Source organism: Serratia proteamaculans, assembly GCF_008830365.1.
In the GTDB taxonomy this organism is placed as follows: Bacteria; Pseudomonadota; Gammaproteobacteria; order Enterobacterales; family Enterobacteriaceae; genus Serratia; species Serratia proteamaculans.
The window spans coordinates 130,172-144,705 of sequence record NZ_WBKI01000004.1 but is presented as its reverse complement, the minus strand read 5'-3'; the positions used below and the strand labels follow the sequence as shown (position 1 = coordinate 144,705).

Annotated in this window: 18 protein-coding genes; 3 read left to right on the top strand and 15 right to left on the bottom strand. The window is 54.1% G+C overall.

Annotated features, from left to right (window positions below; translation table 11 throughout):
* Positions 1-45: 45 nt before the first annotated feature.
* The 5 genes from F8R23_RS16510 to F8R23_RS16490 are packed head-to-tail and all read right to left on the bottom strand — an operon-like array spanning position 46 to position 2,558.
* Positions 46-696 (bottom strand): DUF4310 family protein, encoded by a 651-nt coding sequence (locus F8R23_RS16510; RefSeq protein WP_037416299.1) that lies wholly within the window; start codon positions 694-696, stop codon positions 46-48.
* An 11-nt stretch (positions 697-707) separates the two neighbouring features.
* The gene (locus tag F8R23_RS16505) at positions 708-1,484 is read right to left on the bottom strand and encodes a DUF4311 domain-containing protein (RefSeq protein ID WP_012147073.1); all 777 of its coding nucleotides are present in this window, start codon (positions 1,482-1,484) and stop codon (positions 708-710) included.
* Between the two features lie 30 nt (positions 1,485-1,514).
* A complete protein-coding gene (locus tag F8R23_RS16500) occupies positions 1,515-1,811 on the bottom strand; it encodes a DUF4312 family protein (RefSeq protein ID WP_099062091.1) in 297 nt (98 codons plus the stop codon).
* A complete protein-coding gene (locus F8R23_RS16495) occupies positions 1,811-2,176 on the bottom strand; it encodes a glycine-rich SFCGS family protein (protein WP_012147075.1) in 366 nt (121 codons plus the stop codon). The genes F8R23_RS16500 and F8R23_RS16495 overlap by 1 nt, the downstream gene beginning before the upstream one ends.
* Before the next feature lie 34 nt (positions 2,177-2,210).
* A complete protein-coding gene (locus tag F8R23_RS16490) occupies positions 2,211-2,558 on the bottom strand; it encodes a glycine dehydrogenase (protein ID WP_112347127.1) in 348 nt (115 codons plus the stop codon).
* Positions 2,559-2,984: 426 nt separating this feature from the next.
* Here F8R23_RS16490 and rnk point away from each other — a divergent pair, with 426 nt between their 5' ends.
* Positions 2,985-3,395, top strand: a complete 411-nt coding sequence (rnk, locus tag F8R23_RS16485) for a nucleoside diphosphate kinase regulator (protein WP_085119679.1) — start codon at positions 2,985-2,987, stop codon at positions 3,393-3,395.
* 43 nt (positions 3,396-3,438) lie between these two features.
* Here rnk and F8R23_RS16480 read toward each other — a convergent pair whose 3' ends face one another.
* The 3 genes from F8R23_RS16480 to F8R23_RS16470 are packed head-to-tail and all read right to left on the bottom strand — an operon-like array spanning position 3,439 to position 6,552.
* Positions 3,439-4,227: a sulfite exporter TauE/SafE family protein gene (locus tag F8R23_RS16480; RefSeq protein WP_099065074.1), complete on the bottom strand. Its 789-nt coding sequence runs from the start codon at positions 4,225-4,227 to the stop codon at positions 3,439-3,441.
* Positions 4,220-5,101 carry a formyltransferase family protein gene (locus F8R23_RS16475; protein ID WP_129937237.1) on the bottom strand — a complete coding sequence of 294 codons (882 nt, stop codon included), beginning with the start codon at positions 5,099-5,101 and terminating at the stop codon, positions 4,220-4,222. The genes F8R23_RS16480 and F8R23_RS16475 overlap by 8 nt, the downstream gene beginning before the upstream one ends.
* A complete protein-coding gene (locus tag F8R23_RS16470; protein ID WP_112347129.1) occupies positions 5,098-6,552 on the bottom strand; it encodes an FAD/NAD(P)-binding protein in 1,455 nt (484 codons plus the stop codon). Before F8R23_RS16470 ends, F8R23_RS16475 begins: the two co-directional genes overlap by 4 nt.
* Positions 6,553-6,831: 279 nt before the next feature.
* Between F8R23_RS16470 and F8R23_RS16465 the strand changes: the two genes are divergently transcribed.
* On the top strand, positions 6,832-7,617 hold the full coding sequence (locus tag F8R23_RS16465) for an AraC family transcriptional regulator (protein ID WP_099065077.1): 786 nt from the start codon (positions 6,832-6,834) through the stop codon (positions 7,615-7,617).
* Here F8R23_RS16465 and cybC read toward each other — a convergent pair.
* Both cybC and pmbA read right to left on the bottom strand, forming a co-directional pair.
* Positions 7,614-8,000, bottom strand: coding sequence for a cytochrome b562 (cybC, locus tag F8R23_RS16460; RefSeq protein WP_085119680.1), 387 nt, complete (start codon positions 7,998-8,000; stop codon positions 7,614-7,616). The two genes, F8R23_RS16465 and cybC, sit on opposite strands and share 4 nt — an antisense overlap.
* Before the next feature lie 156 nt (positions 8,001-8,156).
* Positions 8,157-9,497, bottom strand: coding sequence for a metalloprotease PmbA (pmbA, locus tag F8R23_RS16455; protein WP_099065079.1), 1,341 nt, complete (start codon positions 9,495-9,497; stop codon positions 8,157-8,159).
* 177 nt (positions 9,498-9,674) lie between these two features.
* Here pmbA and yjgA point away from each other — a divergent pair, with 177 nt between their 5' ends.
* A complete protein-coding gene (gene yjgA / locus F8R23_RS16450; protein WP_085119683.1) occupies positions 9,675-10,223 on the top strand; it encodes a ribosome biogenesis factor YjgA in 549 nt (182 codons plus the stop codon).
* Between the two features lie 30 nt (positions 10,224-10,253).
* On the opposite strand, the gene F8R23_RS16445 is transcribed toward yjgA, so the two are convergent.
* From F8R23_RS16445 to aaeX, 5 genes are all read right to left on the bottom strand, one after another.
* Entirely contained in the window at positions 10,254-10,553 is a 300-nt protein-coding gene (locus F8R23_RS16445) for a barstar family protein (protein WP_037416266.1), read from the bottom strand.
* A gap of 5 nt (positions 10,554-10,558) precedes the next feature.
* A complete protein-coding gene (locus F8R23_RS16440) occupies positions 10,559-11,008 on the bottom strand; it encodes a ribonuclease (RefSeq protein ID WP_129937232.1) in 450 nt (149 codons plus the stop codon).
* Between the two features lie 243 nt (positions 11,009-11,251).
* Positions 11,252-13,219 (bottom strand): p-hydroxybenzoic acid efflux pump subunit AaeB, encoded by a 1,968-nt coding sequence (aaeB, locus tag F8R23_RS16435; protein WP_151415819.1) that lies wholly within the window; start codon positions 13,217-13,219, stop codon positions 11,252-11,254.
* Positions 13,219-14,154: a p-hydroxybenzoic acid efflux pump subunit AaeA gene (gene aaeA / locus F8R23_RS16430; protein ID WP_112347133.1), complete on the bottom strand. Its 936-nt coding sequence runs from the start codon at positions 14,152-14,154 to the stop codon at positions 13,219-13,221. Before aaeA ends, aaeB begins: the two co-directional genes overlap by 1 nt.
* 7 nt (positions 14,155-14,161) lie before the next feature.
* Positions 14,162-14,365: a p-hydroxybenzoic acid efflux pump operon protein AaeX gene (gene aaeX / locus F8R23_RS16425; protein WP_012147087.1), complete on the bottom strand. Its 204-nt coding sequence runs from the start codon at positions 14,363-14,365 to the stop codon at positions 14,162-14,164.
* Positions 14,366-14,534: the final 169 nt, after the last annotated feature.

Genomic DNA, 14,534 nt, shown 5'->3' with positions numbered 1-14,534 from the left:
CAAGCAGGGGAGCGGCGAACCGCTCCCCGACAATCACAGTCGCATTTAAGCGATGGCTACCGGGAAAATAGCCCCTAACAGCATCGCCCCGAGGATCGCCCCACCGGTGATTGGCTTATTCCAGATATAGAACAGCAGTGCGCCGAGCAGTGAACCAATGCCAATAGGGATTGAGGCGGTCATCGCAGATAGGATGATCAACGGCCCCAGGAAGCGGCCTGAGGAGTTACCGGCCCCCATCATCACGTCAGCCCCGTAGGTGGAGTTGCTCTGATTGATGGTGAATTTACGCGCCAGAATGATCAGGTAGCCAATCGCCAAACCAATCACCAGACCCGTTATCAGCGAGGCAGCAAAGTTGGCGACCGGGAAGATAATCCCCGCCCCCAGCAACAGTGCCGGCACCCCCAACCCTACACCGGTCTGGATCGCACCGCCGATGTCCAGGATCCCCACCAGCGAGCCTTCGATGATGCGCGCAAACAGGAAGCTGGCACCGAATGCCGCAACCGCGCCATAAACGCCGGTGTCCATTCCGGCCCGCAGCATGGATACGAAGGCCACTTCGTTAAAGGCACCGATGCCATACAGGTAGTACATGTGCGTCCCGGCGAACACGCCGGAAGAGAGCAGGCCAACAAAAATCGGGAATGACCAGTCGGCATACCAGAAGCCTTTTTGGGTTTGTTCTTCCATCATCCAGCTCCTTATTTACCGCTCAGGGTATTGTGAATGGCATCCAGCCAGCCCGGCACACCGAGGCTGAAGGACTCGAGGACTTTCATGTCGAAGCCGCGGAAGAAACCGCTCAGCACGAACAACAGCACGATCACCGCCATCATGATCTTGGTGATTTTGTTCCAGCCACTCTCTTCCACGCCTTTACCGATCAGGATACCCAGCACCAGACCCGGTACGGCGTTACCCATGATCAACTGCGCCAGGCCACCGAAGATGGTGCCCCAGAAACCGGAGCGACGCCCGGCGTCGATCGCCGCCAGCCAGAAGATCACCGGCATCACGGTGTTCACCAGCAGGTTAGCGGCCGGTACCAATACTTTAATCGCCGTGACCTGCAGCGCAGCAGGCACTGCAGAAGCAGTAGTGTTGAGGAAAGCCACTACCAGCATGCCGATAATGCCGCAGGCGATAGCCATTTTTTTCGGATCGTGCAGCGTTTGCGCCAGGTTGCGGTTTTTGACCATCAACGCCGCCGCCCCCCAATGTGGGATGATGCGGTGGTCAACGTCCTGCGTGAAGGCCCCCGCCGCCACGGAAGACGCCCAGGCGTTGAAGAAGAAGCCCAGACCGAATGAGAAATGAGAAGCCGGATCGCCCTCGCAGGAGTTCAGCTCGCCCAGGGTGCGGAAAGCGCCCATGCCCTGTGTGGTCGGGGCATGGAACATACGTGCGGCGCCGGCCCCTACGCCAACCCCCACCAGTCCACCTATAATAAGCGACTTAAATAAGATGATTAAAAACATCAGTATACCCTTTGATTTATGCTAACGTTTTTATTTCGCGACGAAGACAACTTTTTCTGTATTGATGATTGTCACGTTCACGGTTATTTCCAGAGTAACGGAATAGTTCTTTCTTTCGCGCGGCAGAAAGAAGAACAGAAATTTTTCTTTTGTTATTTTCTCTTCCGCTTTTAATACGCTGACATCCTGCGGTTCAATACGCAGCAGAATATTACTGGTGGATTTTAATACCGCGCCCTGCACATTGGCCAAGGCGGAAGCAAAAGCTTTCGCTTTGCTGTCGCCCTTACCCTCCACCTTTACCGACGTTGTATATTGCTCTTTCATTACGGATTGCCGTGTTTTTTAACGTAAGCTTCAACCAGCCTCTGGCCCAGTTCTTCTTTATCCATAAAACCGAAACCTAACACAGTGCAGCCTTCGTTAATTGCCGTCACACCTTCATCAATCGAGCGCATGCCGTATTTGGCTTTATAGCCGTATTTGGTTTGAGCGGTAATCGCACCAGCACCGCCGCTGCCGCAGAAAGAAATACCCAACTGCGCGCCTTCCGCTTTCATCACGTCGCCGAGTTTCATGTCTGCCGCTACGCCTGGGATCACAATGGCTTTTCCACCTGCGTTTTCAATGCCCTGCCCCACTTTTTGACCTTTACCCAAACGATCGCCAATCACTACGGTAATCTGACCCATGGTATTTCTCCTGATTAAATTAATTCGTTAACTGCTATTGGTTATTATCTTTTGCCACTTCAAAATGTACGGAAAGCAAATAAGCTTCTTCTATCGGTAGAGTGCTAAATGGATCCACGACCCTTTCCGCCATTTTCATTGATTCCTCTGAGATTTCATCAAACAATGATTTATCCACCTCAGGCAAAGGCTCGCCGGTTATTGAGCGTAGCACCATGGCGCGAATATGCGATTCCAGCATCTGTTGCTGTACGGCATTGGTATAAATGCCTTCTGCGCTCAGCATCGCGGTAATATCAGTAAGCACCTGCTCGGTTATCGCCCCGGCCTGACTGATATCGGGTTGCTCACTATTTTCTCTCGCAGCAGATCCATCATTCACTTTTCAGTACCCCTAGATCCAAACATGATTCTGTCAATCGCATAGCGCATCACCTGAATAACCCGCCTTCTCTGATGTCTTTACCCTAACCCCGGGAAGATTTTCTGTGTAGCGTGTTTTTTTCCAGTTGGAAGTGGAAATTCAGTGACCGTCAGGGATCCATTTCGCAAAATAGGTATTTGCCAGATAATTCAATTAAATTACAAAAAGATAACACCACAAACTGTTTCCAGTTCGCGCAGCGGTGGTGAAAAGCTTCGTGATCGGGATCTCTTTCTTTTCCCCGCTTAACCGCCTACTATCGGTAAGACAATTCGACATCAACAACACCCCCCGCTCCTCTGGCGCGGGGGGTGTTGCTTTTGTGCTGTTTTTCCGAATTTATGGGCGCGTAACCTGCGCCCTTTGATTTGACTGGAGAGTGGAATGACCAAACCAACCATTACTATTAATGAGCTGGATGCGGAGCGCCTGGATGCGCTATTGGCACAACCGGCCTATGCCAACACCGATGTCGCCGCTGCGCTGAACATCGAGCTGGATCGCGCCGAAATCCTGCCGCCGTCCCAGATCCCAGCCAGCGTGGTGACCATGAACAGCCGCGTACGTTTCCGCGACCTGCATACGGCAGAAGAACACGTGCGTACGCTGGTTTACCCGGCTTCGCTGAAGGATAGCCACGAGCAGCTTTCTGTGATGGCGCCACTGGGCGCAGCGCTGCTGGGCATGCATATAGGTAACCAGATTACCTGGCAGTTGCCAAACGGTGAAGAAGCGCATATCGAAGTGCTGGAACTGTTGTACCAGCCGGAAGCGGCGGGTGAATACCACCGCTAAATGGTTATCGGGGCGGTACCTTACCGCCCTTTCTGTCTGTGTCTTACAAGCTGATAGCGATCAAAACCAGGATCAACAACAACACGTAAATTCTGGCATGCAGCCTGTCGTTGACCTTCGGCAACCACCTTTTGGCAAACAGGATCCCCGAAATACCTGCAGCCACCAGCAGCCCAAGAATGGTGAGATTGACATAGCCCAGGTATTGCGGCCCGGTCATTTCCTTCCAACCCAATCCGACATACATCAATGCACCAATGACGGCGACCGGGATCGACAACGGATTGGCCGCGCTGACGCAATGCTTCATTTCGTAGCCATGCCGACGCAATAAAGGCACCGTCAGCACACTTCCCCCCACGCCGAGCATAGTAGCAATCACCCCGATTAATGGCCCCCCGATCCACAGGGTTGCCTTTGACAGCACCGCACGAGCCGGCTTGACTAAAAAACCCTGTCTGAACAGGCAATCTGCGATCGTCACCAGCATATAAATTACAAACAGCAGCCTAACCACCCCGTCTTCCAGCAAGCTGGAGGCAAAAGCCCCCAACGCAGCGCCAATGCCGATAAAATAGATCAGCGGGACGATGGTTTCACGCAGCAGGTTGCCGCTGCGCCAGTTGGTGAAGGTGGCATAGCCCGAATTCAGGATCATCACCGCCGTCGAGGTCGCCACCGCGATATGCATTGCCTGACCTGACTGTTCGCCCGAAGCGGCAACCAAATGATAAACAAAGGGCACCACCACAAAGCCGCCGCCAAAACCGAACAAAATGGTGGTGATGCCGGTAATAAAACCGGCACCGAGGATGACCAGCGTCTCAATCATGGCTATGCGCCCGAATGAAATCATCAAAACCGGCTGCGAACTGACCGGCCAACGCATGGAATGCATCGCCGACAAACAAAGCCAGGTAATGGCGGCGAATAGCATCATGGTCGACGAGTTCAATCCCCACCGCCTGTGCCTGTTCCAGGGTTTGTGCATCCGGGAAGCCCCAATAACGGTAGTCGCCTTGCCGTTCCACGGTTATCGGTTTCCGCTCACCCACCCGCATTAACTGATTCGCCAAAAAGGCGCCGGAACGGATCCCCAGCAGCAACATATTTTCCAAAAATGAAAGGTCATAGCGCAGTTCGGCGGGCTGGCGAGCGATCACCGGGCCGGCATCCCATTGCTCATCCATCTCGTGCAACGTTAATGCGCAGCGTTCCTCACCGTTCATCATGGCACGAAAGAGCGTCATGACGCCGCGATAATGCGGCAAATCCCCTGGATGCAGGTTCCACAGCAATTTACCGCGCTGGCTGAAAGCCCGTACATAGTCAGCAGAAAACTTCTGATAACAGCGCAATGAAATCACCGCATCCATATTTCCCAAGCTGCTGATAAAGGCGCGGTCATTGATATTCGTAATACGATGCGCATTCACCGCAGCGCCCGCCAGGAAAACCTGCGGTGCCTGATAAGCCCCCTGGCAAACATCGGCATGTCGGCTGGCAAAGGGAAAGACGAAGTCATTCAGCACCTGACGCTCATAAAGCCCCAGTTGCCGCACCGCAGGCTCCTGCAAACGGCTCGACGCTTTCGCCAGGGGAAAATAAACCGTAAAAGTACACTCCTTGTTTAAGGCGCTAATAACATCCTGACATGCCAACCAGGAAAAAATATCGTTGCCAACAAATAGCGCTACGTTTTTCATACTGTTACCTTCTTGGTATTAAATATGCTGTTATTGAAAACTATTTTACTGATATCCCGGGTTATGGATTCCATTGCCGAGGTATAAAAAAGATCCCCTTTCGCCGGAGCACCCAGAGAGTAAAGGTTTTGTTCATTGCCCTGTTCGTCCGGTATTTTTAGTGTCAGGGGATCACACTTCACGCCGCCAAATATATTTTCTTGCACCAGGCCACCCTGCAACAAAGTGTCGTTTAACCGGTTTGGTTTCATTTGATAAGAAGGGGCCGTGCAATTAAGCAGATATTGGGTATGAACCGCCGTATTATGGCAAAAAGCTTTAAAACCTTGATCGTTCTTCTCGATATTGATCACACCGCCAAAAGCACGCAGCCGTTGGCATTCAAATGCAGTGATAATTTTATTGGCATTTTTTAATGGCATGGCGTGCCGGTTGCGCATCCAAGACGAATTATAGAAGCGCATAAATACCTGTCGATTATTTTCATCCATTTTTACCCAAGCCTCACACACCGCAGGATGGATAGCGGCCAGGTAGCTACAAATATGCTCACGGGCGAAGCGCGCCCGGCTCAGGCTTTCAGCCAGATCGCGATAACAATCCTTACCGGCCCCCATCGCCGACAGCACCGTCAGCCGCTCCGGACCTGGGTAGTATTGCTCCAGCGCCGCGTTAATCACATGAACCAACTGATGCGCGTCGATATAGCTATGGTCGGCGACGAAACGGACCAGGCGTTGCCTGAATGCGGGTGGCGGTGCGCGCATCAGTGCAGGCTGCACGCTGGGGAATAATCCGGAACGCGACAAAGCGGATATATCACTCGCGCCCACCCGTTCAATCAGCTCGATAATCGCGTCTATCGCCGTCAGACTACAGCCAATCACACCGACTGCTGAAGCAGGGCTGATAGCCGGCAATTCCCGATTAGCCTGGTAGGCAATAACGCCATCAATCGGATACAGGCTTTCCGCTTCATTATGCCCCGAACACAACACTAACGCGTTCATCTGCTCCGCAGCGCCACCGGCGGTGGTCAACAAATACCCCCCGGAATGCGAGCCGATCGCTTCGACTTCAGCGGTAATAAAATTCAGCGTAACGTTGCTGTCAGCCGCCATAAACACCGACATATCGCGAATAAAATCGAGATAGTCTTTATAAACCCAGCGAGGCGGATAGCGGTCTTTACAGTAGCGAGGGAAATGCATCGAGATCCAATCGGAAAAATGCGCACGGTCAAAAATATCCGCCGACATGTTCTCCGGCGTCATATTGAGGATATGGCTATCGAAGTCACTACTGTAAGCCATGCCACCATTAAAACCTTGTTTGTCATAAACCTTCAGCGAAAGATGCTTATTGCAATTATTAATCGCCTTATTCTTAATAAAGTTATACGCAAAAGAAATACCCGCCGCGCCACCACCAATCACACCGATCTTATACATGAAATATCACCTTATAGTCACAGCATTAAAAGAATAACTATTGCTTCAGGTGTTGGAATAAACAGTCATTTATTCCTTATTAACTTCTTGTATTACACAGGTGAGATAACCCACCCTGCCCCGGCGTAAAATAATGAGGGTTCAATCAACAATAAAATACCTCGCCACCAAGGCAGCGTTATTTTTCTGCCCTGATAGTAGAGTGATGGCGACTGGCTTGCTTTATATGAAAGGCCAACTATCATTGCGTTTCGGCCAAACTACACAACGACAGGGTTTATGCGCAACGTACGTATTGATGACCTCGACCACGTGCCGAGGCCGGTGATTGCCATAGGGACCGACTACCCTTCAGGCCATCTGTTGCCCATGCACAGCCACAGGCGCGCTCAGCTACTCTATGGTGCCACCGGGGTGATGCACGTATTTACCCTCCAGGGTAACTGGCTTGTGCCACCACAGCGGGCGGTGTGGCTGCCGCCACAGATGCCGCACGAGGTGAGAATGGTCGGCGTCACGACCCGCAGCCTGTACATTGAACCGACGGCGCTACTGGCCTCTCAGCCTCAGGTTTGTCAGGTGGTTAGCGTGACACCGCTGATGCGCCAACTGTTGATGGCGGCAGTCGATATGCCCCTCGAGTATCAGCAGCAAGGTCGGGATGGCGCGCTGGTCAGTTTGCTGTTACATGAGCTTGCCCAGCTGCAGTCCCTGCCGCTGCACATCCCGCTGCCTGCCGATCGGCGACTGGGGGAACTGTGCCAGAGATTCCTGCAGCAGCCCGACGCGCACGACTCACCGCAGGTGTGGGCTACACGCCTGTATATGAGTATCCGCAGCTTCAGCCGCTTGTTCCGGGATCAAACCGGCATGTCATTTTCACAATGGCGTCAGCGGGCCTGCGTGGTGTTGGCGCTGGCCCAATTGGCCGAAGGCAGTAGCGTCACTCAGGTGGCTCTGGAATTGGGTTATGAAAGCAGCGCGGCGTTTGCAACCATGTTTCGCCGCGTGCTGGGGCAGGCGCCATCCTGCTATCTGGCTTCAGAACGGCGCGAAAGGGCTTAACGGAATTTCTTGTGGTTGGTGTCGCGAGTTTGCTTGAAGCCCTGCGCGACCTGTTTGGCTTCGGCCAGCTTGCCCTGGTTGGCCAGCGCCAGCGACTGATCGATCTGGCCGATCAACGTATCCAGCCCGTGGTGAAAATCTTTTATCTCTGGGCTATCGTTGGCTTTGTCTTCCATTTTCGGCGGCTTGCTTTGCTTGGCATCTACCGCCGCGGCACGCATATTCTGCAGGCTTTGTTTGAGAGTATCCGTGGAATCGGTGCTCAGCACCTTTTTGTAATTGCCTGCGATGGTATCCATATCGTCGGCCAGATCGGCCGCGACCGCCAGTGTACTGGCACCCAGCAGCGCCAACGCCAACAGCGCTTTCAGTTTGTTCGACATGCTTGCTCACCTTCCGGTTATTGTTTTATTTGACCCAGCCTAACCATAGGCAAGGGCGCTGAAAACCGAAACCGAAGATTTGTAAGCAAGGTTAAAACGGGGGAAGGAAAGAAGAGAGATGCGGCTGGCAACAGAAGCGGCCAGCCGTAGCAGAGATTACTGACCGGCGATTTTCATGTCCGGCAGCAATACGGAGCCGCACTGGATATTGCTGCGGGTTTCGATATCGCTGCCCACGCTGACAATATTGCGCAGCATGTCTTTCAGGTTACCGGCGATGGTGATCTCACTGACTGGATACTGGATCTCCCCATTTTCCACCCAGAAACCGGCAGCACCGCGTGAGTAGTCACCGGTAATGCCGCTGACACCCTGGCCCATCAGCTCGGTAACCACCAGGCCGGTACCCAACTGCTTGAGCATGCCGGCAAAGTCATTGCCCTGCCCGGCGATGCGCCAGTTGTGAATGCCGCCCGCATGGCCGGTGCTGTGCATGCCGAGCTTACGCGCCGCGTAGCTGGTCATCAGCCAGGTTTGCAGCACGCCATCTTTAACAATGTCGCGCCGTTGGGTACGTACGCCCTCGCTGTCGAACGGCGTGGAAGCCAGCCCTTTCAGCAGGTGCGGATGCTCTTCAATGGTCAGCCAGTCCGGTAAGATCTGCTTGCCCAACGAATCCAGCAGGAAGGTCGATTTACGATAGACGCTGCTGCCGCTGATGGCGCCAACCAGGTGGCCGAACAGACCGGTCGCCACTTCCGAGGCGAACAGGACCGGGGCAGTCATGGTCGACAGCTTGCGCGGTGCCAGACGCGACAAAGTGCGACGGGCACATTCCTGGCCCACCCATTCAGGGCTTTCCAGATCGCTCATGGCACGGCCGATGGTATAGGCGTAATCACGCTCCATATCACCGCCCTGCTCGGCAATCACACAGCTCGACAATGAATGTCGGCTGGAGCAATAACTTTGCAGCATGCCGTGGCTGTTGCCGAACACCTTGATACCGTAGTGGCTGTTAAAACTGCCGCCTTCAGTGTTGGTGATGCGTTTATCCGCCGCCAGTGACGCCTGTTCGGCGCGAGCAGCCAGTTCGATACCGCGATCGGCGTCCAGCTCTGCCGGGTGGAACAGATCAAGATCCGGTGCTTCAAACGCCAACAGGTCTTTCTCTGCCGGACCTGCATGCGGATCCACCGAGGTATAGCGGGCAATATCCAGCGCCGCCTGCACGGTGCGGGCAATGGCATCCGGGCTGAGATCGGTAGAAGAAGCACTGCCTTTGCGTTGCTGATGATAGACGGTAATGCCCAACGCACCATCGCTGTTGAACTCAACGTTCTCCACCTCGCCGAAGCGGGTGCTGACGCTGATACCGGTAGATTTGGTCACGGCAACTTCTGCCGCATCGGAGCCGGCGCGCGCCAGTTCCAAAGCCTGTGAGACGGCCTGTTCCAGCGCCTTGCGCTGTTCTGCAACTTGAGTGACTACTTTCATCAATCTGCCATACTTAATCAGAAAATCGTTGAGAAAAGTGCCGTGGCGGCGTGGTTGCGCGCGGAGTCACGCGCAAAAATCATGAGATTTATGCTTTTGAGTCTAACAGGAACCGCGTGGAATTTCGCATAAAGCCGGCAACCTGTTAGGATTAGCCTCTTTTTAACGGAGCCTACCATGAACAAACAGCCTGAAGACTGGCTCGACGATGTCCCGGAGAACATTGACGAGGAAGATGACGAGATTATCTGGGTCAGTAAAAGTGAAATTAAACGTGATGCCGAAGCGCTGAAAGACCTGGGTGTCGAACTGGTCGAGCTGGGTAAGAACGCGCTGGAACGCATCCCGCTGGATGAAGATTTGCGCGCTGCGATTGAACTGGCGCAGAAGATCAAGAAAGAAGGCCGCCGTCGTCAGCTGCAACTGATTGGCAAGATGCTGCGTGCCCGCGACATAGAGCCGATTCAGACCGCGCTCGACAAGCTGAAGAACCGCCATAACCAACAGGTTTCGCTGTTCCACAAGCTGGAAGCGCTGCGTGACCGCCTGGTGGAAGAAGGCGATGATGCAATCCCGCCGATCCTGGCGCTGTATCCAGAAGCCGATCGTCAGCAGCTGCGCTCACTGGTGCGTAACGCACAGAAAGAGAAAGCCGCTAACAAGCCGCCGAAAGCTTACCGTCAAATATTCCAATACCTGCGCGATCTGGCCGAGACCGCCCAATGATCGCCGCCGTCACCACGGGATGAACTCGATTCATCCCCGGTGATGTGCAGGTTCACCGCTGCTTTCACGAATATTGAAACGCAGGCTGCCTTCCAGCTCTTCCTCCGCCTCTTCAAACAGCAGGATAATCGCGCCAAAGCGTCGTTTGCTGCGGGCGTTGAGATGGGTGAATTCTATCTCCACCGGCAAGCCGATGTCGGCAGTCACCACGTCCCACAGTGCATCCAGATTGGCGCCAAACGCCTCATCCAGCGCAAACTTATGCGCAAAGTCGCGGTAAAACGCCGGCAAATCGTTAATCTGATTAAAATCGAACTCTACTTTTGCCATCAAGCTCACTCCACCCGAATGAAGTTTTTATAATGGTCACGCGTGACAAAAATCAGGCCATCGCTGGAATACAGCAAGCGATCGGCACCGCGCCGGCCGCATTGATAATTGATATCCGCCTCGCGCCATACCCGACTGCGGGCCGTGGGCAATTGCCCTTCTCGGTTTGAGAAACGGTCGCCGCCAATCGCCTTGCCCGGCAGCACCGAACACAGATTACCGCTACGTGCATCCCATCCCTGCTCACGCGCCTGCTTCTTGGTGATGTAATAGTCCGGCAACCGCTGATGCTGCTGCAGGTAGCTCACCACCCTTTTCTGCTGCGTCAGTTGGTCAATACTCTGACCTTCGGCCACCACTGGCACGTTGGCAATCACTCGATCGTTACCGCGCAATGCGTTAAAACCGGCTATCACAACGGCGATAACTATCGCCACGAGGATCCGCTTGTTCATTGCTGTCCCTGATTTATGGCCTACAGGGGTGCATCAGCACCCATGCTGGTTGGATTTATAGATGAAAAGGATGAAGCAGAGATGACTGGCATGTAACGTTTTCACTTCAGGGAAACCGCGCCGAACAACCTGCATCACCCGTTCAAGCTAATCATGCCATTTTGCCGCGCGTCTGGCACTCAGTGCAACTCTGAAACAGGGCCAACTCAGGCAAGTATAGCCCCGGCAGGGATATTTGAGGTATCAGTCAATCAGCGCATGGCGATAGCGGTGCAGCATGTCGGCCAGGCGTTTTACCGGCCCGGTGACGCTGAGCGGTGCCTGATAATCCACCAGTTTCTGCTGATAATCGTTCATTTCGCTCAACAGCCGATCGTAATAATAAGCACGTTTTACGTCGTTCTTCGCCGAGACCATATGGTCGGCGGTATTGCGGATCTGTTTATGGAATACCGAAAGCTCCTCGCTGACCGGGATCTCCGCTCGCTGCATACGCTGGTGAGCAATGATCAGGTTCAGCGCCAGCCGGTACTTGGCAATATCGTTCGGGAACATCATCAGCAGCTGATTCAACTGTTGATACAGCGCAGGCAGGTGGTTTTGCTGACGGCGTGAGGTCTTGGTGGTCAGCGCCGATACCGCACTGCCGACAAACTGGTTCAGCAGCGTGCGGCCGGTACGTTCGCGGGAGTTATCACGGATCAGCAACAGCACCATCAGGCCCACGCAACTGCCGAGGAACTGGCCGAGCGCACCATCGAGAAACTGTGTGACGTTGAACTCCATCGGGTTACTCAACACCAGAATATTGATGGTCCCCGCCAGCAAGCCGAGTGAACCCAACCGCCGTTTTTGTACTTCGATACCGATGAAAAACGCCAGCAGACCCAGGCTGAGGCACAGCAGTAAAATACTTTGCTGAGTCGCCGGCAGGATCACCATAAAGAACAGTGAACCGACCGGGATCGCCGCCAACATGCCCAGGATAAAGTCCATAGCCACCATACGTGGTGCCGGGGTACGCATCGCCAGCGAGGTGATCACCGCGATGATCACCATAAAACCGCTGCCGGAGGTCCAGCCTGTCCACAGCCACAGCAGGCTACCAAACGCCGTCGCCACAAAGGTGCGCAGGCCGTTAATTATCGCGTGGTGACCTTCCGCCGAAGTCGGTTTAACCACCACCTCACTGCTCAGCACACCCTCTTCAACCGCACTGATACTGCTGTTGGTGTGCACCCCTTTAGCCAGCAACAGGTAACGGGTAGCCGCCCCCACCCAACTGGTAATGGTCAGCAATGTTTCGTCGGTACGGTTGGTGGTTAACACCTGTCGCAACAGCTTCATACGCTTATGAATTTCCTGCGGCGTTTCCGCCGGGACCATCAGCAACTCACGGATATTTTCCTTCAGTGCATCCGGGTGGTTCAACAGGATTAAATAGGTTTCACAGGCCTGGGTTATCAGCGTCAGAGACAGCGTATGCATCGCCAGAACGCGCCGGTTTACTTTCTGCCAGCGTGATGACTCCATCATCAGGTGGCTGCGCATGCCGTTCAGCGCAGTGGTGCTCTTCACCAGATTGCTCCAGGCACGGTCGATGTCTTCTTTCTCGGCGTTGCTGATGCACATCTGCATCAACAGGTACTGATCCACCAGCAGTTTATCCACCGCCCGGTCGATATCCTGTTTGATCGAACGTGGTGAGAACAGCAGGTCCGCCAGCACGGCGCTGACGATCCCCAGCACGATCTCGCTGCAGCGCTCAATGGCGAACTGCGGCGCTTCCAGCAGGTGAGATTCACTGCTGGCAACGGTCACGATAATAATCAGCGCGGTATAACCCGCCAAACCCCAGGCATAGGAGTTTTCAACTTTCACCAGAGAGGAAACCCAGGTGCAAAAACCAGCCCAAATGCAGCACAACAACAACATCACCACCGGTGCACGCGCCGTAGTAACGATAATCACGATGCCAACAAAACAGCCAATAAAGGTGCCAATAATACGCAGCCAGCCACGATGACGAATAGCACCGGAAAAAGGCTCGCCACCCGCCGCAAAGGCCGTGCCGGCGGCCACGATGGCGGCGGTCATCGCCGACCAGCGTGGGGTTTCCAGATTGAGATGGAAACCGACAAACAGGGCAAACACCACCGCAAAGCTGAGCTTGAAGGCAAATCTCAGCCGGATAAAGGTTGGGTTATTCATTAACCGAACTCACGCAGCCGATGCATCAAACGCACAAAAGGCGAGCCGCTGTCGGTAGCACGATCGTTCTTACCGGTGATCACCACCGTGGCGGTGGTCCCCGCCGGGTACGGATGCAACTGGTCTTTGTCGTCCAGCAGGATCTTCACCGGCACGCGCTGGGCCAAGCGCACCCACTCCAGGTTGCTGTCGATCGACGCCAGCCCTTTGCTGTTCACGGTGCTGCTGCTGTTGTTGACGGCGGCAGCCACGCTATCGACGGTGCCGTGCATGATGCGATTGCTGCCCAGCGGGGTGATTTCCGCACGGTCGCCCTTGTTCAGGCCATTCAACTTGGTTTCTTCCAGGTAGGCCAGAATGTAGAAACTGTTTTTCTTCACCAGCGCCACCGCGACTGAACCCCGGGTGATGTATTCACCGGCATGTACGTTCAGGTTGGTGATCCAGCCATCGGCCGGTGCGCGCACCGTGGTGCGTTCCAGATCCAATTTAGCCAGTTCACGGGTCGCCACTGCCTTCGCCAACTGATGCTCTACGGTTTGCAGCACGTTGTTAGCCTGGTCGATCTCTTCCTGCGACATTGCCTGCACACCGAGGCGCACACGGCGACCGGCTTCACGTCTCTTTTCCGCCGCCAGCGTCTGGTAATAGGCAACGTCGGCGTTGGCTTCTGCCAGGGCCTGTTGGTAGCGCGGCTGGTCGATAACCAGCAGCACCTGCCCTTTCTTCACCAGTTGGTTGTCCACCAGAGGCACGTCGGTCAACAGACCGGTGACGTCCGGGGCAATGGCCACCACGTCGGCGGTGAACTTGGCGTCACGCGTCCAGGGAGATTCAGTGTAGAACACCCAGGCTTTGAATATGGCGACGATCCCCAGCAGGACCAGAATCAGAGTGATCGCGATTCGGGTTATTTTTATTGAAAAATTTTTCACAGCGACCTCAAACGAAAAGACAGGTAATCAGATAGAACAAACAGCAGTACAGCGCGGTGTTAAACAGCGCTGGATGCCAGACAAAATCGTAAATCCCGGTGGGTTGCAGCAGGCGGCGCAGTAAAAAAAACAGCGCTAGCGAAAGCAGCAACTCAAAAAATATCGGGGGAAACGACAGTCCGAAAATGACCATAACCGGAAGCAAACTCATCAATTTTTCCTTATCACTCACTGCACCGGGCGTTAAGAACTCTATCCATTCACATTCTCTTTACATTTTAGCCGACACGCACCACTAATTCCGGCCCAGGCAGGTCAGGAACCTGAAATAAGAGTAAACTCTGGAGCGTACATCCGCGATAGGGACTGCGAGGATACCG